This is a genomic window from Vibrio sp. HB236076, assembly GCF_040957575.1.
Lineage (GTDB): Bacteria > Pseudomonadota > Gammaproteobacteria > Enterobacterales > Vibrionaceae > Vibrio.
Genome location: NZ_CP162601.1, coordinates 2,851,965 through 2,873,547 on the forward strand (window position 1 = coordinate 2,851,965; position 21,583 = coordinate 2,873,547).

At 46.3% G+C, this 21,583-nt stretch carries 17 protein-coding genes, 1 pseudogene and 1 CRISPR repeat array (1 of these 19 running past the window's edge); of the genes and pseudogenes, 2 read left to right on the forward strand and 16 right to left on the reverse strand.

Annotated elements, in window-relative coordinates; genetic code table 11:
* A CRISPR array of direct repeats spans nucleotides 1-347; the repeat unit is 28 nt; unit sequence TTTCTAAGCTGCCTATACGGCAGTGAAC (it extends 877 nt beyond the left edge of the window).
* A gap of 155 nt (nucleotides 348-502) precedes the next feature.
* From cas6f to fabR, 13 genes and pseudogenes are all read right to left on the reverse strand, one after another.
* A complete protein-coding gene (cas6f, locus tag AB0763_RS12550) occupies nucleotides 503-1,141 on the reverse strand; it encodes a type I-F CRISPR-associated endoribonuclease Cas6/Csy4 (RefSeq protein ID WP_306102347.1) in 639 nt (212 codons plus the stop codon).
* Between the two features lie 9 nt (nucleotides 1,142-1,150).
* Nucleotides 1,151-2,182, reverse strand: a complete 1,032-nt coding sequence (gene csy3, locus AB0763_RS12555) for a type I-F CRISPR-associated protein Csy3 (RefSeq protein ID WP_306102346.1) — start codon at nucleotides 2,180-2,182, stop codon at nucleotides 1,151-1,153.
* A gap of 11 nt (nucleotides 2,183-2,193) precedes the next feature.
* Complete coding sequence (gene csy2, locus AB0763_RS12560; protein ID WP_306102345.1) at nucleotides 2,194-3,087, reverse strand: type I-F CRISPR-associated protein Csy2; 894 nt, start codon at nucleotides 3,085-3,087, stop codon at nucleotides 2,194-2,196.
* The gene (locus AB0763_RS12565) at nucleotides 3,084-4,634 is read right to left on the reverse strand and encodes a type I-F CRISPR-associated protein Csy1 (protein ID WP_306102344.1); all 1,551 of its coding nucleotides are present in this window, start codon (nucleotides 4,632-4,634) and stop codon (nucleotides 3,084-3,086) included. Before AB0763_RS12565 ends, csy2 begins: the two co-directional genes overlap by 4 nt.
* Nucleotides 4,634-8,008, reverse strand: a complete 3,375-nt coding sequence (gene cas3f / locus AB0763_RS12570; protein ID WP_306102343.1) for a type I-F CRISPR-associated helicase Cas3f — start codon at nucleotides 8,006-8,008, stop codon at nucleotides 4,634-4,636. The genes AB0763_RS12565 and cas3f overlap by 1 nt, the downstream gene beginning before the upstream one ends.
* Complete coding sequence (cas1f, locus tag AB0763_RS12575; protein ID WP_306102355.1) at nucleotides 8,005-8,994, reverse strand: type I-F CRISPR-associated endonuclease Cas1f; 990 nt, start codon at nucleotides 8,992-8,994, stop codon at nucleotides 8,005-8,007. The genes cas3f and cas1f overlap by 4 nt, the downstream gene beginning before the upstream one ends.
* A 114-nt stretch (nucleotides 8,995-9,108) precedes the next feature.
* Nucleotides 9,109-9,945 carry a WYL domain-containing protein gene (locus AB0763_RS12580; RefSeq protein WP_306102342.1) on the reverse strand — a complete coding sequence of 279 codons (837 nt, stop codon included), beginning with the start codon at nucleotides 9,943-9,945 and terminating at the stop codon, nucleotides 9,109-9,111.
* Nucleotides 9,946-10,054: 109 nt separating this feature from the next.
* A pseudogene (locus AB0763_RS12585) lies at nucleotides 10,055-11,112 on the reverse strand (tyrosine-type recombinase/integrase).
* A gap of 305 nt (nucleotides 11,113-11,417) precedes the next feature.
* Nucleotides 11,418-11,786, reverse strand: a complete 369-nt coding sequence (locus tag AB0763_RS12590; RefSeq protein ID WP_306102341.1) for an MmcQ/YjbR family DNA-binding protein — start codon at nucleotides 11,784-11,786, stop codon at nucleotides 11,418-11,420.
* A gap of 99 nt (nucleotides 11,787-11,885) precedes the next feature.
* A complete protein-coding gene (locus AB0763_RS12595; protein WP_306102340.1) occupies nucleotides 11,886-12,305 on the reverse strand; it encodes a DUF1294 domain-containing protein in 420 nt (139 codons plus the stop codon).
* Nucleotides 12,302-12,859 carry a DUF1439 domain-containing protein gene (locus tag AB0763_RS12600; protein ID WP_306102339.1) on the reverse strand — a complete coding sequence of 186 codons (558 nt, stop codon included), beginning with the start codon at nucleotides 12,857-12,859 and terminating at the stop codon, nucleotides 12,302-12,304. The genes AB0763_RS12595 and AB0763_RS12600 overlap by 4 nt, the downstream gene beginning before the upstream one ends.
* Before the next feature lie 97 nt (nucleotides 12,860-12,956).
* On the reverse strand, nucleotides 12,957-13,364 hold the full coding sequence (locus AB0763_RS12605; RefSeq protein ID WP_306102338.1) for a YijD family membrane protein: 408 nt from the start codon (nucleotides 13,362-13,364) through the stop codon (nucleotides 12,957-12,959).
* Nucleotides 13,354-13,995, reverse strand: a complete 642-nt coding sequence (gene fabR / locus AB0763_RS12610; protein ID WP_306102337.1) for an HTH-type transcriptional repressor FabR — start codon at nucleotides 13,993-13,995, stop codon at nucleotides 13,354-13,356. The genes AB0763_RS12605 and fabR overlap by 11 nt, the downstream gene beginning before the upstream one ends.
* Nucleotides 13,996-14,190: 195 nt before the next feature.
* Here fabR and sthA point away from each other — a divergent pair, with 195 nt between their 5' ends.
* Nucleotides 14,191-15,591: a Si-specific NAD(P)(+) transhydrogenase gene (gene sthA, locus AB0763_RS12615; RefSeq protein WP_306102336.1), complete on the forward strand. Its 1,401-nt coding sequence runs from the start codon at nucleotides 14,191-14,193 to the stop codon at nucleotides 15,589-15,591.
* A gap of 97 nt (nucleotides 15,592-15,688) precedes the next feature.
* Here sthA and dinF read toward each other — a convergent pair whose 3' ends face one another.
* The 3 genes from dinF to lexA all read right to left on the reverse strand — a co-directional run bounded on the left by dinF (nucleotide 15,689) and on the right by lexA (nucleotide 18,758).
* The gene (gene dinF / locus AB0763_RS12620) at nucleotides 15,689-17,029 is read right to left on the reverse strand and encodes an MATE family efflux transporter DinF (protein ID WP_306102335.1); all 1,341 of its coding nucleotides are present in this window, start codon (nucleotides 17,027-17,029) and stop codon (nucleotides 15,689-15,691) included.
* A gap of 83 nt (nucleotides 17,030-17,112) precedes the next feature.
* On the reverse strand, nucleotides 17,113-17,934 hold the full coding sequence (locus AB0763_RS12625) for a class I SAM-dependent methyltransferase (protein ID WP_306102334.1): 822 nt from the start codon (nucleotides 17,932-17,934) through the stop codon (nucleotides 17,113-17,115).
* A 194-nt stretch (nucleotides 17,935-18,128) separates the two neighbouring features.
* Nucleotides 18,129-18,758, reverse strand: a complete 630-nt coding sequence (gene lexA, locus AB0763_RS12630) for a transcriptional repressor LexA (protein ID WP_306102333.1) — start codon at nucleotides 18,756-18,758, stop codon at nucleotides 18,129-18,131.
* 279 nt (nucleotides 18,759-19,037) lie between these two features.
* Here lexA and plsB point away from each other — a divergent pair, with 279 nt between their 5' ends.
* Complete coding sequence (plsB, locus tag AB0763_RS12635; RefSeq protein WP_306102332.1) at nucleotides 19,038-21,476, forward strand: glycerol-3-phosphate 1-O-acyltransferase PlsB; 2,439 nt, start codon at nucleotides 19,038-19,040, stop codon at nucleotides 21,474-21,476.
* Nucleotides 21,477-21,583 lie beyond the last annotated feature (107 nt).

Sequence of the window (21,583 nt, forward strand, 5' to 3'; positions counted from 1 at the left end):
GATCATGATGTACGATGAATTTCTAAGCTGCCTATACGGCAGTGAACATAATGCTAAAACTCAGCGTAGACCAATCTAATTTCTAAGCTGCCTATACGGCAGTGAACCTTAATGACAAGGTTAGTGCGCTAACGATAAATTTCTAAGCTGCCTATACGGCAGTGAACTTTTGGTGTAACACTTACGCAAAACCATTACCTTTCTAAGCTGCCTATACGGCAGTGAACTCGTCAAGTAGTGTCTTGGCATCTTCCGGTACTTTCTAAGCTGCCTATACGGCAGTGAACTTAGCCAGGTTAAGCGAGCGTGGGCAGTTGAATTTCTAAGCTGCCTATACGGCAGTGAACCATATAATAAACCGATAAAAATAAGCTGCAACAGGCTGTTAGGATAAAAATCATCATTTTACCTTGTTAAAAACCACCTATTGCAACCATTTGTATTTAAAGCGCATTTTGAAAGAGAAAAAACAAAGGGTAAAAACTACCCTTTTTCGTTCCATTTAAAAGTGCGGTACGGTAGCCAATTCTGATTGTCCATTCGCTTTGCTACTCAAACCATAGCAATCGAAGCTCCCATCTTGTGGTGTACTTTGCTGCTTCATCTCAATAAACAGCGGAAACTTGCTGTTTTTTTCTGGTGAACGTTGCTTGGTTTGCTGGCTATGCAAGTAAACAAACGGCAAAGAACACAATGCTGTCGGCCTGCTTTGTTGTAAATCAGCTAAACATTCCACCAGCGGTTTACCGGATTTTGCTGCCCAGAGTTCGGCTTTTTTCTGCATATCCCGCTCTATTCGTTCAGGAGATTTCACCTGCTTGCGTACAAAGCTTACGTAAGTTACATCGTTTGGTACAGGTTTGATCCCTTTGATGTGTACATAGTCTTCTAACCGAATTAGCCAGCGGTGGATATCCAACTTTTCCAATGTCGCTTGCTCTTTTGCAAAGAGACGCAACTTACTGCCAAGCGGAAACTTTACTTGACGATAATCAGGAAAACCGACCGCAACCAGAGATTGGTTGCTCGCCACTTTGTGCTCCACCAAAGCAATGTGCACTTGTTGAAAGACGTTTTGCCAAAGAAAGCCCAAGACAATGTCGGCGTCTGGCAATAAAGTGATCTCTTGGTAGTAGTTCATCACTGCCACCTATTTGTCACTTTCGCCAAATACACCACCACGCACCAATACTGCCATGACGTAATGCTCATCTTCTTCACGGGGCAAACTTTCACCACGCGCCCATTTATCAAAGAAAGTGTAAAAATCTTGCTTATCTTTCGGGGTGCGGAACGCCTTTCCTAAATTGGTGACAGCGCCATAGGGTTCAATCGCAATGGCTCCCGCACTTTGCTCCTCAGATGCGTAATCTGGGTACCAAGTATCAATGGAACGCAGTGCGTTACCAATTTTTTGTGAATGCATCGCAGCATGCTCATTAACCGCATACAGGATTTTACTTTTCTTAGTTTTGCTGTTGCCCTTATCGAGCACTAACTCTTCACTTGGGTAAACTTCTTGGGCTTTACCCACCTTCGTGTAGCAATCAATTTGCAGTATCAAATGGTCCGTTTCGCTGGCCAGTGCCTTAGCAACTCTGTCGGCCAAACTATTGATCTGTGGATCGTTATGCTCAAAGTGCCGAGTACTGAATTGTTTGGCATTAAAAGTCCACTCCTGCTCAGCCCCTTTATTCAATGCCTTGACTTTCACTTCAATCTCTTCTGCGCCAACTCGGTTGCGCCATAAGAAACGGGCATTGGCAAGGTTGGTGGTATAGCGTTTCGCCAATTCAAAACAGCCATATTGGGTAATGTACTTTGAAACAGCAGTGCTGTAGCTCTGTTTGAATAGAGCATTATTACACGCAGAAGGTTGGGCAAGCCCCCCTAATACTTTGAGTGTAAAATGTAGCTTCAAAGTATCGTGTTCCTGCCCCAACGCACAGGCATCCACTCGCTGTAAGTTTGCCTTTTCAACTTCCGCATTAAGCTTAGCGGGATCATTTTGTACTGCGGATTTTAAACGGTTGGAGATAGTGCCACGCACTGATTTCTCTTGCAGGGTTAATGGGGTTGCTTGCTCTTTGGACTCCCACTGACATCCAAAGAGGTAACCGTCTGATGGTACTAATTTTTTCTCAAATGCTAATACTGAAGCGGTGTCGTTTTTTTTAGCCATGATGTGATTCCTTATTCATCTTCGTTGATAGTGTTAACTGGCTGACAAAGGTAAAGATCGTTCTCTAAATCAGGGGAGTATTGCCACAGCACGTCATCAAGATGTTTGATTTTGTGCGCCATGACAAATTCACCCAGTGTAACCACACTTTCGGCAAAGCGATGCGGCACTGATGGATCGCGCTGATTTTTTGCCTCTCCTAATGGAGAAATACCCTGAAATCCAGTGGCAATCGGCACAATCCAACCACTCTTCTTGCGCTGGCTATGCCAAACAACGCTTTGATCTTCAAGCTGTTCACAATGGTGGTGTACGGTGAGATAACCAAGCAGCGCATCTAATGCGTCATCGCCTTGCTGCATGGCTTCAATCATTAAATCGCGGCGTTCAATCAGCACATAACCTGGCATTAATTGATTAAGTAGCCTTCGGGTTTCTTGCTCACTTTCAATATCAATGGATTGATTACATGGGCTCTGCATAGTGATAACATCGCCTCCTGCCACTTTCATCGTCGCGATCACTGCTTGCAACTGCTGGATAAAGTCTGACTGCTGAACTTGCTCCTCATTACCACTCCACTCAATGACAAGGGATACATCTAAATGACAGCGAGCTTCCTCGATAAATGCCGAGCGTGAACCACTCTTATCAAGTGGATTGCCAGTACCGATAATGGAATGAACAAAGTCACCTTCGCCTTTATGAGTCTGTACATCACAACGGTGGCTCACTACCGCTGCACTTTGCAGCATAAGATCGGATAACCCTGCTTGGTTCAGTTTGCGCTCTAAGGCATGCACAAAGCCTAACCATGCCGTCATGGCTGGAAAGCCAATAGTAAAGGGACTTGAAAGTGCATTGGCGTTGTGAATTTTTAGATGCGGTAAAATCAATACATTCATCGCAAGTTCTCCTTATTGCTGGCCACCACATTCTCAATCGCCAGCAGCTCTTGGTCAGCCAATATGACGGGATTGGCGATCACTTTACTGCGGCCGTAGTGATTGATTAAGCCACGGGTAATGTGGCGAGTGAGTTTATCGAGCCATTCATCCTCTTGGTGACGCTGCTCTGAAAATTCAGGATAGAGCCAAATTCTTTGCTCCGATGGCAATGAACTCGATAATTCACCGGAATACACTTCAAGAAACGAGCGTACTTGCCACATTTTTTCAATTACCAGATCAACGTATTGCTGAATGCGGTAGTCGCGGCCATCACGGATATTGATGTTGTTGTGGTCGGTGAGAAAGAGTCGATGTAGCGCTTCAAGCACATCTCTGGCTTGCCAAGCGGTAAAACTCTCTTTGAAAAAATCCTTTTTCGGCAGACGGATATCGCGTGGTGTTAACTCCGGTGGTTTGGAAGATAATAAATAGTAAGTTTGGTGTTTATTGTTTAAGCCAGAAATATTCTTGGGGTGATCACCGCCATGCTTTGTTACAGTAAGATCCGAGATCGTTTTGTAACCCAGTTCATGATAATCATTATTCTTTCTTGCGTTCTTCCCAGTATACGCCTCAGGTGAACGACTGGTAATCCAATCAATTTTGGATTTCATATTGAAGACCAAACCAGCTGGAATTAATAGAGAAAGTTGATGATATTGCTCAAAACCAATAGGAAAGTAAACTTGCTTTACAAACCTATCAGTGTCAAAAGATTGCGAATAAATGCACTCAGCAAACATATTTACAATGCTTTCAAAGAATAACTCTGTCAACCTGAAAGTTTCGGAAAGTAATGTAACATTAGACTCCCTTAAGTGTTCAAAAATATAAATTCCGTTTATTTTCAAAGAAAGGAACTTGTAAACCTTTAATTGGGTAGCATTGATGTGCAGATCAAACATCGTCTCTGCATTACCACTTCGAAGATAACCATCTTGAGAGTTTTTAAAATCCGTAGAATACACACGCGGATACTTACAAGCAGGATGACTCATTTTAGAAGGGTGACTAACCACAGTGCCATGCTTACTGCCTTGTGCAACTTTTTCGATTAATCCTGCTACAGCTTCACCTTCAAAATTGACAATTTCATCATGCGCCATCCCATCTTTAAAAAAGAAGTATGCTTCTAATTTTTCAGCACAAAAACTTTTTGAAAGTTCAATTAAAACTGCTGCTTCCTCAATAGAAATATCAAGCAAACTCCACAGTTCATCCAGTTTGGGATGACAAATTTCACACATGAATTTAAAAGTATTCTCAAATTTATATGTTGTTGCTCCTTCATTAATTGAACTAATCATCAATAGACAGGCATCACACTCAGAAATTAACTTGGGCAAATAACTCTGTGAGCTATGTCTTAACACCCAATCTAAGACTTTAAAATAGTCAGGTTTTGCTTTACCGTTCTTGTCTTTTTTTTTAAATGCTAGACTAGGTCTATTTTTTATTAATCTGTCTAGATTTTTTTTTACTTCACACTTTTCTTTTTCCATTATTTGACCTTAACCAACCCGAGTTGGTCGTTGTAACTGTATTTCTGGTTACCTTCACGATAGATAAAACTGATTTCGCCATAGCGCACTGAAGTGGCAAACTCCTGATCAGGGCTTGGACTGTATAAACGAACTAGTTCACTGTAATCACGCTGTAACCAAAGCTTTTGTTGTTGCTTTAGTGACAGCGGCAGATGCTCAATATTCAAGGTACGTTCTATCGGATGTAAAGCGCCCTGCTCTTCACGCAAACAAAACTCAATGCTGCGATCTTTTTTAACTAAGTAGATTTGTACTGTGGGTTCACTTTTACGAAAGCGCTTGAAGTGTTGCGGCAGTGCTGTAAGCCACCAGTAACCGTGTATATGACCGTGCAGATGATCATGCCAAAATGACTGCGGCGAGCTTGCACGGCGTTTGCGGTTGTATCTATCCTGACGGCTAATATTGGCTTGCTGTGGTTTGCCAATTTGATCGGTACCAAGGGTTTTCGCGGTGGCAAAGTGCTCTAAATCTGCCAAGTTGCTGTGTGGTTTTAGTACGGCTTGCTTTTGAATACGAACAATGGCATTGACTGTATTCTGCAGTGACGTTTCATCCACCAGATCATATAAATCATGTGTGATAAGCTGAGTCGATCGGTCTGTCTCATAGCCAGGATAATTAAATACTCGCTCTTCTCCTCCAAGGAAGCCCTTAATGTTGTATTGTAACAAACCAATATTGGGTTCCAGAACCTCGCCATCACGATGCCTTCGAACACGGCCTGCCATTTGAATAATAGAACGAAAAGATGAAGGTTCAATCACCGTCCAGTCAAAGTCATGATCACGCCCCACTTCTTCAACAGGGGTCGCAACCAGAATAAAAATTAGGTTTTTCGCTTGGCAAAACGTTAGATGTTCATGAATCACTGGATGAGCAAAAGCACTCGGCAACTCACCCATTTTCTCTTTACGTTTGAGCACCTCATCCAAATGCTTCTCTTGCGCATGGCGCAAGAGCATTACTTGCTGGCTGTGATAGGCCATGCAGCGCACTTCTGTGTCGGCTGGCCAATCACAACTGAGTAGATATTGGGTTAATTCGACGCAAGGTTGAATATTGGCAACACGAACCACGCCAAATGATACCCTCGTTTGGCTTTCTGGCTCTAACGTGTTGTGGTGTTGGTGTTTATCCAAAACCGCTTGCTTGACTATCTCGAAATACTGTTCCTCCAGCGGTTGCTCATTCTGTTTAATGCATGGAATGATATCGGCTTTTCGTCTCGCGGTTTGCTGTTTCAGTTTATCAGAGCGTTTAGCAACAAAACGTTGCTGGAATGCTTTATAGGTAACTAAGTCAGGCTCATCGCTGCCCACTAGTTGCGTATCGGTACTAAATTCATCGACATAAACACAATTAATACCGTTGACTCGATCACGGCTAGCAGCAAATACTGCCCATCCTTGACGATAGGCATTGTATAAACCAAGGGCTAAATCCGGCGGTATGGTAGCAGAGGAAATCATTACTTTACGCCCCAACATACCTGCCAAATGCACTAATCGGCCAATCGCAATCAGATCATCACCTGTGAAGTCGTCAATTTCATCAATCACCAAGTCGGATGACATCAAACGCAAGCAAGGCAATATGTAACGACCGCCACGTTTAGTTTCCGTCGCAGCCATGATGTGGTCGATGGTACATACCAGTACTGGGGCATACAGTAGTTTTCGATCTTTTTCTTTGGTTAAAACGGTCGTGAGCTCTTCTTCAGGTAGCACACCTTGCCAATCTAGAACATTGTTTTCATCTTGAAGACTTTCCAAAGACTCAGAACCAGCATCCGCTTGTTCAGGTTCAATGTCGTCTTTTTCAACTTTCTTGCCCGATTGATGTAACTCCGAAATCGCTTTGGAACCAATCAGCACCGCCAAATCGCTCTCTTGCAGTTTGAGCCGTTCTTTGTATTCTTCGCCGGTTTGCAAAGTGAGTGTGCGAAGGCCAAGCGCCAGAATAAAACGCAGACTTTCACCCTCTTCAGATAGCGCCTGCATGATTTTTGCGTTAGCGATGGTTTTTCCACAACCGGTACTGGCCATGTTCACCACAAAATAGCCTTGGCTTTTGTCTTTCGTGTGTTCACGCCATTCATTGATTTTGCGTACCGCTTTGTCTTGCCAACGGAATGCTTTAGGCGTGTTGGCCTTAGGTGCAAGCTCGCTGAGCTCGATGGCTTTGAGCGGCTCGGTTTCAAAAAACGGTAGTAACTTCACTGTGTTCACCGCGACTTTAGCAACATTAACTAAGTGCTCATCTAGCTTTTGTTTACGTACTTTGGTAACGGGATCGGTGTTAGCGTACAGATCTGTCGATGTTTTCCATTGATGATCATTGGGTTGTGAAGAGTAATAGTGATCGCCCAACATCAAGCACAAACGCGCATGATGCAAAATCCCTCGCCAACTACCATCATTGATTGACTGTTCGAATAATGGCAGTTGATGTAATAGATCTTTTGCGCGCAGTTGCAGTTCAGCAAGCCAAATCGAGGAATTGGAGAGCAGCCCTAACGGAAACTCAAAGCATTTAGGTAGCAACACATTGTAATCATCAAAGCGATTTTCATAACCCCATGCCGAGGTAATTCTGGCTAGTAAGTCTGCCAACGACGAGTTATCAACTTCTCGTTGTTTATCACACAGAGCTTTCTCTTTGGGTAAAGGTAGGCGGTGATGAGAAACGATCAGCCAAGCGATCAAAGCCGCCGCAGTCGGTAATTCGGCAAGTGCTTTCTCTTTTTGTAACACCTTGGTGTTAAAGCAAGTTTCATCAATGCCTTTATCAATCAATGCATTTAGCCAAACCTCATCCAGACATTCGTGAGTTTGACTAGAAACCCATTGTTGAAAGAGCAGACAAGATATCCACTCATGACGTAGCGGGTCACCTTTATGATTGGTTTTAATTTCTGGGTTTAATTTTTCCTGAAAAAGTAAAGAGGCTTTACCCCAATCGTGCAGCAAAGCGGCCATACCGGTTATCGCCTTAATCAGGGGTAAATATTTCCAATCGTTTTCAAATTCACTGTTCAACAGGTCTTTCTCTGTACTATTTACTGGTACGTATCCCTCTGCATTAAATTTCTTCTTGTTACCCACCACCCACAAAAACTGGCTGCGCGAACGGGAGCGAACCCAATGGCAACTAACAGCGGTGCTGCGACTTGCGGTTTGGCGCAACATTTTTCTCACCGTGAGTAGCCCCTCTTCGGTGATGAGGGTTTGCCAAGTGTTATCACCAATGCGGTTGGCGAAGGCATCCAGTACTCGGCGGGTTTTCTTGAGGGCGTTTTTCTCGCATTGACTCACAAAGGTGACCATCATAATTTGTGTGCCTCGCACTCTTCTTCCTCTTTGTCTTGATGTGCAATGTATTTCACTGTGTCGAACATATAATCGAGTGCTTTGTGTTCGATGAAGGCTTGCAGAATTTGTTGGCGAAACTCTTGTTCGCTGGCGTTCTCTTTGGCGCAAATAAAAGCCCACGGCAGCACGATGGCATCTTTGATTAAGTCCGCGACATCAAATACCAAGGCACCACGGCGGGTTTTGCCATGCATGACGGCAAAGCCGTGCGGAATGCCAAGAACCCACAGGCAGCTTGCCGCAAGCCCATAAGCTAAGTAGTTGCCGTGATTAAGAAAGTCATTGGCTTTGTCAGTCCTTTTTTTGTCTGGTTGATGCTGACGCGTAAAACCTTCTTTGCCCGTATTATTGGCGGCGTACTTGTATAAGGCTTTGGTGAGTTGTGCTTCGGTAAGCAACAGCTCAGATTGTTTACTAGCGGCATCGGTACGTTGGTGGAAGGTATCAAGGGATTGCTTTATCACTTCATCTTGTAGATTAAATTTCTCATGGGTTAATTCTCGGTCTGATCGCCAAACACGCTGTAAGTAGTCAATCCTTGCGTTTTGAAATTGTTTGGCGGCGGTCAAGCGTTTTTCATCATCAAACCAGAATGAGAGCCAGCCTTGTAAGTATTCAGTTGGGCGATATTCGCCCTGAGGCGTGAACCATTCCACCTCGCAAGCCAAGTGCAGTGGCGTACCGCCGCCGCCACAAAACCCGACCAATACACCAGCCTGTGAGAGCATGCGCATGGCTGCTTGAGTAATGGAGGTACCGTTGCCAAGCATGAGCACAGTGGTATTGGCTATCGGAATATTGAAGTAAAGATTTTCTTTGTTGTCTTCGGTCAAGTAGAGCACGCGGCCATCTTTTTGCATCACGCGGCAATATTCCAAGTAATACATATTGGCGCGCTTTGAATGCAAGATGACTTTAAGATCGGAGGGTGAGAGGTTGTCCATGACTTGCTCCATACTTGACGGTTGTGCATCTACTTTATGCATCTGTTTCCTAAGCTCAATCCTGAGCATTTATTCAGGTAAAGTGACTTTACCTGAATGTGGCTTGGCTGAGTTTTAACGTTCAAATAACCAAGGTTTGACGTCATGTGGGTTAACCAAAATTAGTTGTTGGGCTTCTGGTGTACCTTCGAGATAGTGTATTTTTACTTGCATCTCTTTGAGTAGATAATCTACCAATGCAGCACGTGTAGTTATGAGCAGTTGTCCGTTTTTCATTTGGTAATCGTGGGCGATGACTCCTTTTTGTTCGTCATTTAAACGTGGATCAGGGGCGAAAATTAAACCCACCTGCGTATTCCAAACCAGGTCATCCTCTTTGGTGTACTCTGAAGCATCTAGCAACTCAGCATCACCACGGCAGCGGCTTAAGACCAAATCGCGATAGCCCTGCGATTTTTCACAGTAACCCCGGACATGCCAACGCAAGCCGGTTTTTACAAAGGTATGAGGATGGAAAATTCGCCCTTCCCATTCGGGATTGGACAGTGACACATAGCCAAGCTCAAGGCGTTTTTGTTGACGAATCGCTGCCGTTAGCGCGGCAATCACCTGTGGCGCAACATAACGCTGTGGAACGGAGCATTGCTCCCTCAGCACAACATTGAATGATGATTGAGGCGCGTAAAACTGCCCCGTATTGAGCCACTGCAAATAATGCTCCAGCGAGTATTTTGGAGCTTCAAAGAGATATTGCTCGCTAAATTGATAAGGGCCAGACGCCATCTTCTTTAACCGTTCAGGGTATAGCTCTTGGTAGGCTCGGATATCCTGATAGGCTTGTTGGCGGGTAATCGAAAACTGATCGACCAGATCTTTGTTGCGAACGTAGCCTTGCCACAAGGCAAGCATTTCTAAAAACCGATGCCGTTCCGGAAGAGTGAGTATGGTCAAGCTGTATATTCCTATCGTCTAACAATGGGCACAAGGTAGCATAATCAATCAGATGTGTTCGTGATAATCCCGACATTACACATCGAAATGGCGAAGAACTCAGATATAGCTATGCCGATTTCGACGCAAACAACGGCACTACATTGGCAACAGTCATAGATTGTAACGTCTCGCCCCAGGCTTGTAATACCACTAGCTGCTCTTCAAGGTAATTGTGATAATTGTATACCCGCAACATGCCTGGTAGCTGGTAGCCAACCGTCTTTTCTTTTGAATAGCCACAATATCTAACCCCAATACACTACAACGGCTGATAAACGCACGACGCAAATCGTGTGGTGTGAAACGTTCAAAATCACCCGATAAGTTACGTTGAATGAGCGCACGTACTGCTGCGGGTTCCTGAACCTTATCGGCCAAAAGCTGAGGCCAAACAAGTTTCCATTTGCTTGGCACACTCTCACGCTGCTCTTTAAGAAGCGCCAACAGGTAATCGCTTAATGGTACTTTTCGGCTCTCTTGGCTTTTGGTGTGACGATCCTCTGAACTGGCAGACAACAACTATACCTTCTCTTGCAAATCTACCTCACTCCAGCATACTTAAAGCACGGCACTAATACGTTGCCCAACCCAAACAAAAACTGCATTAAACGGACGTTTGAAGGCTCTGTATATCAAGAAGGCAAACTGGTTAGCAAAGTCTTCTACTCTGAAAAGCTCAAATTGCGTTTTGTGACCTTAGAACCACCACCGACATCCTTGGATTTCAAATGTGGTACAGGGTGAACACCAAGTATATTCAAAGCTAGTACATGGTTGATCACCTGATTGATAATTCTATGGCATGCACTAATCGCCCCCGCTTTTCGCTGTCCATTCTCATCAACCTTTGCATCAAATATTTTATTAAGATCATGAATTATCAACTCTTTTATTTTGATGTGACCAAGAAATGGTTTGATACCCCGGCTATAGGTTGCCCTCGCTTGCTCTCCTCGTAGCTGCTTGGACAAACGCTTCTCGTCAAAACAGACAAAAGCATCATCAAAAGTTTTTGCTTCCTCTTGCTCGCGCTGTTCACGTGCTCGTTGGTCGAACGCAAATATTCAATCCTTCGATTTTCTTATCTGGAACTAAATATTGAAAAACCTCTGTATTTCTGGGTATGGCGTGGGGTACGGGGAAAGACGAGTTTTCATTGTACGGCTAAAGACACCCTTGAACAATGAACAATTAAAATTCAATTAAAAACAACATATTAAAATACATAGTTAGATTTTAGAAGACGTTACAAAATTCAGATTTCCCTTTCACCCACCATATGGAAGCGGGTGTGCTGCTAGAGCGCATCTAGCCTAATACGTTCAAACGGTTCGTCACTCACCCATACCACTCTTGCTCGTGTGGCATGGGTGAGTGCAGTAACGGCTTCGGCTTCAATCCATCACATCGTCGCACTGGATAAAAATCGCTTAATCGAACTCTGTCAGGCCAAGTGCTTGTCGCTGGCGTTTGGATAGCCCTAGTGCAACGATGCGATGAGACTCCGACAAGTAATACCGTAACTCATCGTCTAAGTGACCCTGGGTATCGATTTGCTGAATCCACTTCATGCCGCGACTGGCAAAATAAGGCGCAGGAATGTAACCCGGTTCATCGCTGAGAAAATAAAAATTTCTCTCCGAGGTTTTAAACGTAAACGCCTCACTCTTGTCTTTTGACCAGCCGCCTATCGCAAACACCTTGCCCCCCACCTTCCACACGTGTGAGTGGCCCCATTGCATCACATAAGTCGTCGCAGGTAAGTGACGACAAAAAGCATTAAACGCGTCGTAATCCATTCTATTCTCCCACCCAAGTTGCGATGTGCACGCTCTTAAACTGAGTACTTTTCATCTTGCGTTTCTAGCCCTCACCTTAGCCCGTGTCAAACAGCCGGACTACAAACGCAATAACACGCCTTTTAAGACACCGAGCAAACGCCTAACAATGCCCCATTCTCCCCCTGAGGTAGGAAGCGCAAAAAAGGCGACCGCCATAAAAGCAGCGATGTTGGTTAAGATCACCACCCAAAGTAAAACAATAAACGCGCGCTTTTTCGATTTGTGTCTTAATTTATGCTGGCCGTACAGTGCCCCCGGCCAGCCGCCGCATAGCGCTAGTACATACAAACTGCGCTCAGAAATGCGCCAAGCACCTTGTCGTGCCGCTTGTTTGTCGTGCGCAAATGCCCAATACAGCAGCGCAGAAAAACCCAAATACGCCGCTAACCACCCCCATAACGCATTGTCTAACGCGACCATCACAGCGACCACGCCAAGATAGAACAACGCAAACCACAAACTAAAGGGCCACCTCATTGGCCTTGCCGCCTCAACGCCAATTGACCCGGCTCGATGCGCAACTCAAGCGGCACCGTTGAAATCAAACCAGTGACCAGGTTGTCTTCTAACTGATACACAGGGTGAGAAGCGAGGTAGCCATTAATGAGCATCATCAGCTGACCACTGACCGGCGCCAAGTTGCCTTGAAAGCCCGCCGAGTCAATGGTGCTGTCGATCAAGGCCAAAGAACGCACAAAAATGGCTTTTTTGTCGCGATCGTAATAAGGAGTACCTTCCAGTTCCAAGTGAGCCGTCGCGGGGTAAACAAAGCCAAACACACTGGTGTTGACTGCGGCATTAGCGCCAAGGCGGACAACATCACGGCCATCAGGACCTATGTGTGCCGACATATCATTGATATCAAGTGTGACGGACACCCCGGTCAACTGAAAGGTCTTTTGCAACTTGGTCAGTTGGTTATCCAAGGTTTGTTCGAGCTCTTGATCCGTCACCGTGTATATTGGCATTTGCGACACATTGGCGCAGCCAGACAATAGCACCAGCAATAACACACTCAATCGTTTTTTCATTTTTACTCCAAGATAGAAACAAAAACACCCAACATCACGGAGTAACATTGGGTGTTGCGCCATTACAAAACCTGTAAGCGGCAAATAAAGCCTCGCTTTAGCTTTCGCTGCTTTCTTCTTTCACCGACTCATTATTTTTGGGCGACTTGATGTAGCCCATTTTATAACCAACCCAGGCCAGTAGTGCTAATACCACGACAATCGCGATAAAGTTTGAGCCCTCATCAGGATACTGGGCTTTTAAGAACGCAGAATGGCCAAATGCGCCGACGAAAAAACACGCCAAAGCCACGAGCGGGACATCTTCCGCCACAGGGTTGCTCAAATACTCCTGGTACAACGCCTGCACTGCCAGCACTAGCGCTATGATAGGAAAGATAGAAAAAGACACTTGACTCATTGTCAGCCAAGACAACAAAGCGTCACTACACATACCGGCCACTAACGCCAGTATTAAGGTCTTCTTTTCAGATTGATTGCTGACTGTCACAGATTCATTCGACATTGTTATTCACCACCTCTTGATTATGAGACTCACGTTCTCTTCGATAGCCATGAGCGCCTTTTGCAATCATACGCAATTGCAAAATCAAACGCTCAGACAGTTCCATTCGTTGTTCATGACTTAAATCCAATGCTTCGGCCCCGGAGTTAAACACTAAGGTGACCGACGCATCCGCTTGGGCAAAAGCCATGTCCCTACTCATCCCTGATAACACAAGGTATTCGGTTAGCTCAGCGGAAAAATGTTGTATTTCGCGTGCCACCGCCGCCCTAAATTCAAACGAGGTGCCGGAGCGCTCGCGCAATAGCAAACGAAACACGTTAGGGCTCGATTCAATGAACTCCATAAAGGTTTCGACAGAGGTTCTGATCACACTGCCCTCGGTCACGATTCGCTGCCTTGCTTGGCGCATGAGCTGTCTTAATAATAGCCCACCTTCGTCAACCATGGTTAACCCCAACTCGTTCATATCGTCAAAATGTCGATAGAAAGACGTTGGTGCGATCCCCGCCTCACGAGCCACTTCCCGGAGACTCAAACTTGAAAAACTGCGGTCGGCGCTCAATTGGCGAAATGCCGCATCGATGACAGAGCGACGAGTTCTCTCTTTTTGTTGCGCTCGTATTCCCATTAAGTGCACCGTTTACTGGTTGCCTGTTAACTGCCAATATAACCAGAAATAACAAGAAACGTAAGTCACAACCGGTCAGCATGTGCAGTCGGCTGGATTTAGACATCGAGAAAATCGATCCTTCTCGAAAAAAAACCTTGGGGTTGCTATGCTGACGACACAATAAACACTTCTGGTAAAACATAAGGATAACCTATGGCCCAACACAATCATTTCGATGTCATTGTCATTGGTAGCGGACCTGGAGGCGAAGGAGCTGCAATGGGGCTAGCCAAAGCTGGCATGAAAGTCGCGGTCGTTGAAAGAGAACACCACGTCGGCGGTGGCTGTACTCACTGGGGCACCATTCCGTCGAAAGCCTTGCGTCATGCCGTGAGTCGGATCATTGAATACAATCGCAACCCACTGTTTCATTATCAGCACCCGACGTTACACGCCACTTTTTCCAATATTCTTGAGCACGCCAAAACGGTCATCGACAAGCAAACCAAAATGCGCCAAGGATTTTACGATCGCAATCAGTGTCAATTGTTGTTTGGTCACGCGCGATTTGTCGGCCCTCATACGATTGCCTTAACCGCCCCCGATGGCACCGAAGAACAATATCACGCCGAAAAATTCATTATTGCCACCGGATCGCGCCCCTATCACCCCAAGGATATCGACTTTAACCACTCACGGGTGTTCGACAGTGATTCCATTTTAAGCCTCGATCACCAACCACGGCACATCATCATTTACGGTGCTGGGGTTATCGGTTGTGAATACGCTTCTATTTTTAGAGGCTTAGATGTGAAGACCGACCTCATCAATACCCGCGATAGGCTACTGGCTTTTCTCGACAATGAAACGTCTGACTCGCTGTCGTACCATTTTTGGAACAGCGGGGTCGTGATCAGAAATGATGAGACTTATGAAAAAGTAGAGCCCAGAGAAGATGGCGTGATCTTACACCTCGCGTCCGGTAAAAAGATGAAAGCGGACTGTTTGTTGTTCGCCAATGGCCGTACCGGTAACACCGATACCCTACAACTGGACCAAGTTGGCCTGTCACCAGATAGCCGCGGTCAACTCTCCGTCAATCAAAACTACCAAACCGATGTCGAACACATCTATGCGGTAGGCGATGTGATTGGATACCCGAGCTTGGCCAGTGCCGCCTATGACCAAGGCCGCTTTGCAGCTCAAGCCATTGCTTATGGCGAGGCGAAAGACCGTCTGATTGAAGACATCCCAACCGGTATCTACACCATTCCCGAAATCAGCTCCGTCGGCAAAACGGAACAAGAACTCACTGAGGCCAAAGTACCTTACGAGGTGGGAAGAGCCTCATTCAAACACCTTGCTAGAGCGCAAATCGCGGGGATGGATGTCGGCAACCTGAAAATTTTATTCCACCGAGAAAGCAAAGCCATTTTAGGTATTCATTGTTTTGGTGAAAGGGCATCGGAGATCATTCACATCGGTCAAGCCATCATGGAACAAGACGGAGAGGCCAATACCATCGAATACTTCGTCAACACCACCTTTAACTACCCCACCATGGCCGAGGCCTACCGAGTGGCGGCGTTAAATGGATTGAATCGTTTGTTTTAAGAGCAGAACGCCAAGGAGTCACTCGGCGATAACGCATCGATACTCAGTAAAAACCACCCCGTTGCCGATGCCAACCCGGGTGGTTTTTTACTATTACTCACGACTCGCGAAGTAAAAACACACCGCGCCGCCATTGTGACCAAAGGACATAACCCAAACTGAGGCCACGACACAGCATAAACACGCTAAACGCCAACCACAAACTGTGATTTTGCCAAGTTTGCGTGGCGAAAAACACCAACACAAACGAAACCGTGGCGAGTATCATACTATTGCGCATCGACTTGGCTTTGGTCGCTCCGACAAAAATACCATCGAATAAGTAACACCACACCGACACCATGGGCATCGCCACTAACCACGGCCAATACAGCGCCGCCTGAGCTTGAACCGTCTCAATCGAGGACATCGCCGCGATTAGCCAGGGTTTAGCGAGGTAAAAGCCGCTACTGAGCAGCGCACACACCAACGCCCCCCAAAAAATGGCGCCGAGAATATCCAACTTGAGCTGAGTGCGATCCTTCGCCCCCATCGAGTGACCGACCAACGCTTCTAGCGCATAGGCAATGCCATCCATCGCATAAGAAATGACCATCACAAAACTCATTAAAATGGCATTCGCGGCCACCACATCATCACCGTAATTTGCCCCCTGAAAGGTAATAAAGAACAAGGTGCACTGCAGGCACAAAGAACGAATAAAAATGTCGCGATTGAGCGCTAATAACCTTCCCATGCCTTGTAAACTGGTACGCCATAAATTCGACAAAGCGGGGAGTTGTTGCCTTACCCACTGGCGATACACAAAGCTCAAACCGAGTAACATGGCGAGGTAGTCCGCCAATACCGACGCCGCGGCAACCCCTTTTACTTGCCATTCAAAGCCAAGGACAAAGAGCATGTCTAGTGCAATGTTCACCACATTACTGACGATCACCAACACCATGGGCAATCGACTGTTTTGATTGCCCAGCAACCACCCTAAAATAACAAAGTTCATCAAGGCCGCTGGCGCGCTCCAGACCCGCACAAAAAAATATTCACGCGCATAGCGCTGCACTTGTTCGCTGGCCTGACTCATGGATAACACACTGTCTATCAACCAAGATTGACAGAGCAGCATCAATACTGAGAGGCCAAGGGCACATATCACGCCTTGTACAAAGACCATTGCGACCTGAGCTTTGTGGTTCTGCCCCAGTGCTTGAGCCGCCAAGCCAGTGGTCGACATTCGCAAAAAACCCAATAACCAAAACGATAGACTGATCACCGTACTGCCCAGTGCCACGCCGCCCAAAAACCAAGCGTGATCCAAATGACCAATCACCGCGGTATCCACTAAGCCTAGAAGCGGCACCGTAATGTTGGAAATCACCATCGGAATGGCAAGGGTGAGGATGCGCCGATGAATCGACACGTCAAAAAAAGGATTGGCCATAAGCTCCACTCATCAGTAAACGAAGCGTTAGTGTACCGACAGACTCAACAAGGTGCGACCACCAGAGAAAAAGAGCCAACCATTTAATATGACGACCAAGCCATTTCGACCACCACTGGGGTCAAACGGTGTTTTAAACTCGGTAACTTAACTAACCATTGATGCCAATATTTCCAGCGACTGCAAGGACTGTCAAACGGAGAAAACACACGTACCCACTGTGCCCAAGAAACCAAACTGAGTGCGTACTCTGCAGGTTGAGAAATACCATGGCCATAGCGCTCACAGCCAAGCGCTTCCCCCAGACTGCTCGAGGTGAGATCACCAGCCAATACCATGCACAAGTGCGCTTGATCAAAATGCCCCGCCAATGTGCGTACAAACTTGGCCACTTGCCGCGCCGAAAAATCGAGTAAAGCCATTTCACAGACAATCAACACGGGGGTTCGGTCTGGTATTTTTAAGTCCGGCAACCAACTTAAGTCATCCGCTTGGCCACAGTACTGCTCATACCTTTCACTAGGATGAAACAGCTTCTGCCGGATCAACAGGTGTTCCGTGATGTCGAGTTCAATCCAGCGACAGCGGCCATTGTCGAGGCGATAAAAGCGCGTATCTAGTCCGGCGCCGATATTGATGATCCAAGCCTGCGGGTAGCTCGAGAGAAATTGGCTCACTTGACGGTCACATCGCTGTGTAATGGCCGCATTGAGCAATTGCTTCTGAGCTAGGTTTCCTGTCAAGCACTGCGGGGCAAGCTGACAACTAAAACAGGCCTTAGCCGCTATCGGATCGTAAATTAGTCCACCGTCAGTTAAGCTTTCCTGGCTTCTTAACCACAAAGGCTCAATCAAGTGTTGAGGGATATTCAAATGCTGTAAAGAAGAGGGGTTTGATGAACTCATGACTTTCATCCACGCCAAGACACAATACGCAGATGATAATCATTCTCATTAGAATTGACAATGGTTAAAAAAGCCAACCTTTGCTTAGCATGACCGATATCACAACTAAGCAAAGATCATCGACACACACAAACCTTGAAGGGTTAAGCGGTATCATTGGCTATCATTAGGACACGCGGACTCAAGGCGTATGATTACATCCACTTGTTATTGCGGATCACGCCAACCGCTAATCCCTCAATGGTCAAGTGTTGAGCGGAAAGGTCAACCATAATGGGGGCAAAGTCATCGTTTTCAGCGTGTAAGATGACTTGACTGCCTTTGCGTTCTAAACGCTTAACCGTCACGTCTTCATCGACTCTTGCCACGACAACTTGGCCATCTCTGACGTCTTGTGTCTTGTGAACCGCGAGTAAATCACCATCCATAATACCAATATTTTTCATACTTTCCCCTTGCACGCGCAGCAAGAAGTCCGCTTTGGGTTTAAACATCGCCGAGTCGACCTGGTAATGCGCTTCTACGTGCTCTTGAGCAAGAATGGGTTCACCAGCGGCCACTTGACCTATCAAGGGTAAGCCGGTTTCCACTTCGACCACCTCGGCATTTGGCGCCGCCAGAACGCGAATGCCTCGTGATGCTCCAGGAATGATTTCAATCACTTGCTTACGAGCCAGTGCCTTTAAGTGCTCCTCAGCGGCATTGGCAGATCGAAACCCCAACTCTTTGGCGATTTCAGCTCGGGTCGGCGGCATGCCGGTTTCTTCAATCTTTGCTTTGAGTAACTCAAAGACTTGTTGTTGTCGTGCGGTTAACGCTTTCATAAGACCCACCTGTCTTTTTATACAGTCAACTGTAAGTATATCCAGTCTGATAAGAATTAAAAGCTCAGCCGATGACTTTTTGATCAATTTTGCTTAGCCAATGTTAAAAATGAGCCCATTTGCAATAGCAAGCACGTGTTTGTTGAAAACTTAACCAAATCGAATTAAAAGGTTTGACCAGTTTCTGATATCCTATAATGACATTACTTTGGTTAGCGGCTGTCGAGCTTCGACACCAATGTCGCTAATTTTGGCTCAGACTTTTACGGGGCAGTTTTTATGTCTTCTCGATTTACCGTGGCGCGTTCAGTATTAAAATTACCACTTTCTCTGTGGGTAAAAAGCACCACTATTCCGTCTAACCCGATTGAAGATTTATCCATCGACATCAATAAGCCAATCATCTATGCCTTGCCATTTTGCTCTAATGTCGATGTATTGACGTTACAAAAGCGGGCCAAAGATCTCAATCTTCCCGATCCTCTAAGCTCTGTCACCATTGCTGGACAAGCTTTCGATCGCACCGTGTTTATTGCCACGAACCCGCAAAAAACCACCAAAGATGCCAATTTGCCTCAAGAGTCCATCGATCTCTTTTCGCAGATCCTCGCTTTGCATCGACAAGACCCACAACTGGACGTTCAGCTGATCCCGATCAGTGTGTTATGGGGCAGAAGGCCAGGACGCGAAGGCAATGGTAAGCCCTACTTAAAAGCCATGGGACGATGCCAAAAGACCAAAGCCGTGCTCGAATACGGCCGCGACTGTTTGATCCGCATCAGCCCAGCGGTGTCACTGCGCCACATGGCCGACACTCACGGCACGGATGAAACGATTGCCCACAAGTTAGCCCGTGTTGCTCGGATTCACTTTTCTCGCCAGAAAATTGCCGCTTCTGGCCCTGATTTACCACAACGCCAAGAGTTATTCGCCCGCTTATTAACATCGCCAGCGATTGCCAAAGCGATCGAAGACGAAGCCAAATCGAAAAACCTCTCTCATGACAAAGCGGCAAAAGAAGCGCAAGCGATCATGGAAGAAATCGCGGCAAACTTTTCTTATTCTCTCATCAAGCGCGGTGATCGACTCTTGAGTTGGTTGTGGAACAAGCTCTACCAAGGCTTGACGATCAACAATGCGTCTCGCGTGCGACAATTGGCTCAAGATGGCCATGAGATTGTCTACGTTCCTTGCCATCGTAGCCATATGGATTACTTGTTGCTTTCTTATGTGCTTTATCACGAAGGATTAGTTCCTCCGCACATCGCCGCCGGTCTCAATCTCAACTTTTTCCCGGCCGGGCCTATCTTTCGCCGTGGCGGCGCCTTTTTTATCCGCCGCAGTTTTAAAGGAAACAAACTCTACTCGACCATTTTTAGAGAATACTTAGCTGAGCTGTTTGCCAAAGGTTATTCGGTTGAATACTTCAGTGAGGGGGGCCGCTCTCGTACCGGCCGCTTATTGCCACCCAAAACCGGAATGCTCGCCATGACAATTCAAGCCATGTTGCGCGGGTTGCATCGCCCCGTCACGCTCGTGCCTGTCTATATTGGCTATGAGCACGTGATGGAGGTGTCGACTTACGCTAAAGAGTTGAGAGGAAAGCGCAAAGAAAAAGAAAATGCCGGCCAAGTCATTAAAACGATTAGAAAATTGCGTAACTTTGGCCAAGGTTATGTCAATTTCGGTGAGCCGATCCCACTCAATAGCTACCTCAATGAACACATGCCGCAATGGACACAGGACATTGACCCACTTGGCAATACTAAACCGCAGTGGCTGACCCCGGTCGTCAACCAGCTCGCGGATAAGATGATGACTCACATTAATGACGCCGCCGCGACCAACGCCATGACCTTATGTGCCACGGCATTGCTCGCCGCCAGACAACGCGCCCTTTCTCACGATGCGCTGATCCGACAGGTGGATTGTTATTTATCTTTGCTGCGCAATGTGCCCTACTCGTCGTCGTTCACAGTACCGCAATCTTCTGCCAAACAATTGGTTGATCACGCGTTGTCTCTCGACAAATTTATTATTGAAAAAGACAACATGGGCGAAATCATTTCTCTCGACCGCAAACAGTCGATTTTAATGACCTATTATCGCAATAACATCATCCATTTATTGGCCGTACCGGCTTTGATTGCTCAAATCATTATTCGTCAGGGCCCGATCCAGGTCGCGGCGGTACAAGCGCAAGTACAACTGCTGTATCCCTTTTTACAAAACGAGTTGTATCTAAGCCATTCCGTTGAGCAGATCAGTGAACGAGTTAAAGCGATTTTGCTTGAGTTTGAGCAGCAAGAAATGATCGCCATTCAAGCGGATGAAATTACCGTAAACCAAGGCAACAATCAGAGCCTGGTGCTACTTGGCCGCACGATAGCGGAAACCCTGCAGCGCTACGCGATCACCTTTAAGTTGATTGTCTCACACCCACACCTTGGCCGCTCAGCACTTGAATCGGCCAGCCAGATGGTTGCCCAGCGCTTAGGTCGCTTACACGGTATCAACGCGCCGGAGTTTTTTGATAAAAATGTCTTTACGACCTTATTCTCGACGTTAAAAACGCAGCAATACACGGGCCTTGAAAGCGATTTTGTGACAGCAAAAACCACCGACACGGCTCAGGTACTGACACAACTTCTTTACCCTGAAGTGAAACTGACGATTGAAGAAAGTATTCACCAACTCAACGTGAGCGTTAAAGATTAATACCAAACACCGCCAAGGCAATGGCTTGATGATAGAGTGAAGAGAGTCTTTGGCAGAATACCGACTGAGATTTCCGTCTGTAAAAAAGGGAGCGTACGTCGCTCCCT

Coding starts and splice junctions, on each gene's coding strand:
- cas6f (WP_306102347.1), bottom strand. CDS start 1,141: ATGAACTACTACCAAGAGATCACTTTATTGCCAGACGCCGACATTGTC.
- csy3 (WP_306102346.1), bottom strand. CDS start 2,182: ATGGCTAAAAAAAACGACACCGCTTCAGTATTAGCATTTGAGAAAAAA.
- csy2 (WP_306102345.1), bottom strand. CDS start 3,087: ATGAATGTATTGATTTTACCGCATCTAAAAATTCACAACGCCAATGCA.
- AB0763_RS12565 (WP_306102344.1), bottom strand. CDS start 4,634: ATGGAAAAAGAAAAGTGTGAAGTAAAAAAAAATCTAGACAGATTAATA.
- cas3f (WP_306102343.1), bottom strand. CDS start 8,008: ATGATGGTCACCTTTGTGAGTCAATGCGAGAAAAACGCCCTCAAGAAA.
- cas1f (WP_306102355.1), bottom strand. CDS start 8,994: ATGGACAACCTCTCACCCTCCGATCTTAAAGTCATCTTGCATTCAAAG.
- AB0763_RS12590 (WP_306102341.1), bottom strand. CDS start 11,786: ATGGATTACGACGCGTTTAATGCTTTTTGTCGTCACTTACCTGCGACG.
- AB0763_RS12595 (WP_306102340.1), bottom strand. CDS start 12,305: ATGAGGTGGCCCTTTAGTTTGTGGTTTGCGTTGTTCTATCTTGGCGTG.
- AB0763_RS12600 (WP_306102339.1), bottom strand. CDS start 12,859: ATGAAAAAACGATTGAGTGTGTTATTGCTGGTGCTATTGTCTGGCTGC.
- AB0763_RS12605 (WP_306102338.1), bottom strand. CDS start 13,364: ATGTCGAATGAATCTGTGACAGTCAGCAATCAATCTGAAAAGAAGACC.
- fabR (WP_306102337.1), bottom strand. CDS start 13,995: ATGGGAATACGAGCGCAACAAAAAGAGAGAACTCGTCGCTCTGTCATC.
- sthA (WP_306102336.1), top strand. CDS start 14,191: ATGGCCCAACACAATCATTTCGATGTCATTGTCATTGGTAGCGGACCT.
- dinF (WP_306102335.1), bottom strand. CDS start 17,029: ATGGCCAATCCTTTTTTTGACGTGTCGATTCATCGGCGCATCCTCACC.
- AB0763_RS12625 (WP_306102334.1), bottom strand. CDS start 17,934: ATGAGTTCATCAAACCCCTCTTCTTTACAGCATTTGAATATCCCTCAA.
- lexA (WP_306102333.1), bottom strand. CDS start 18,758: ATGAAAGCGTTAACCGCACGACAACAACAAGTCTTTGAGTTACTCAAA.
- plsB (WP_306102332.1), top strand. CDS start 19,038: ATGTCTTCTCGATTTACCGTGGCGCGTTCAGTATTAAAATTACCACTT.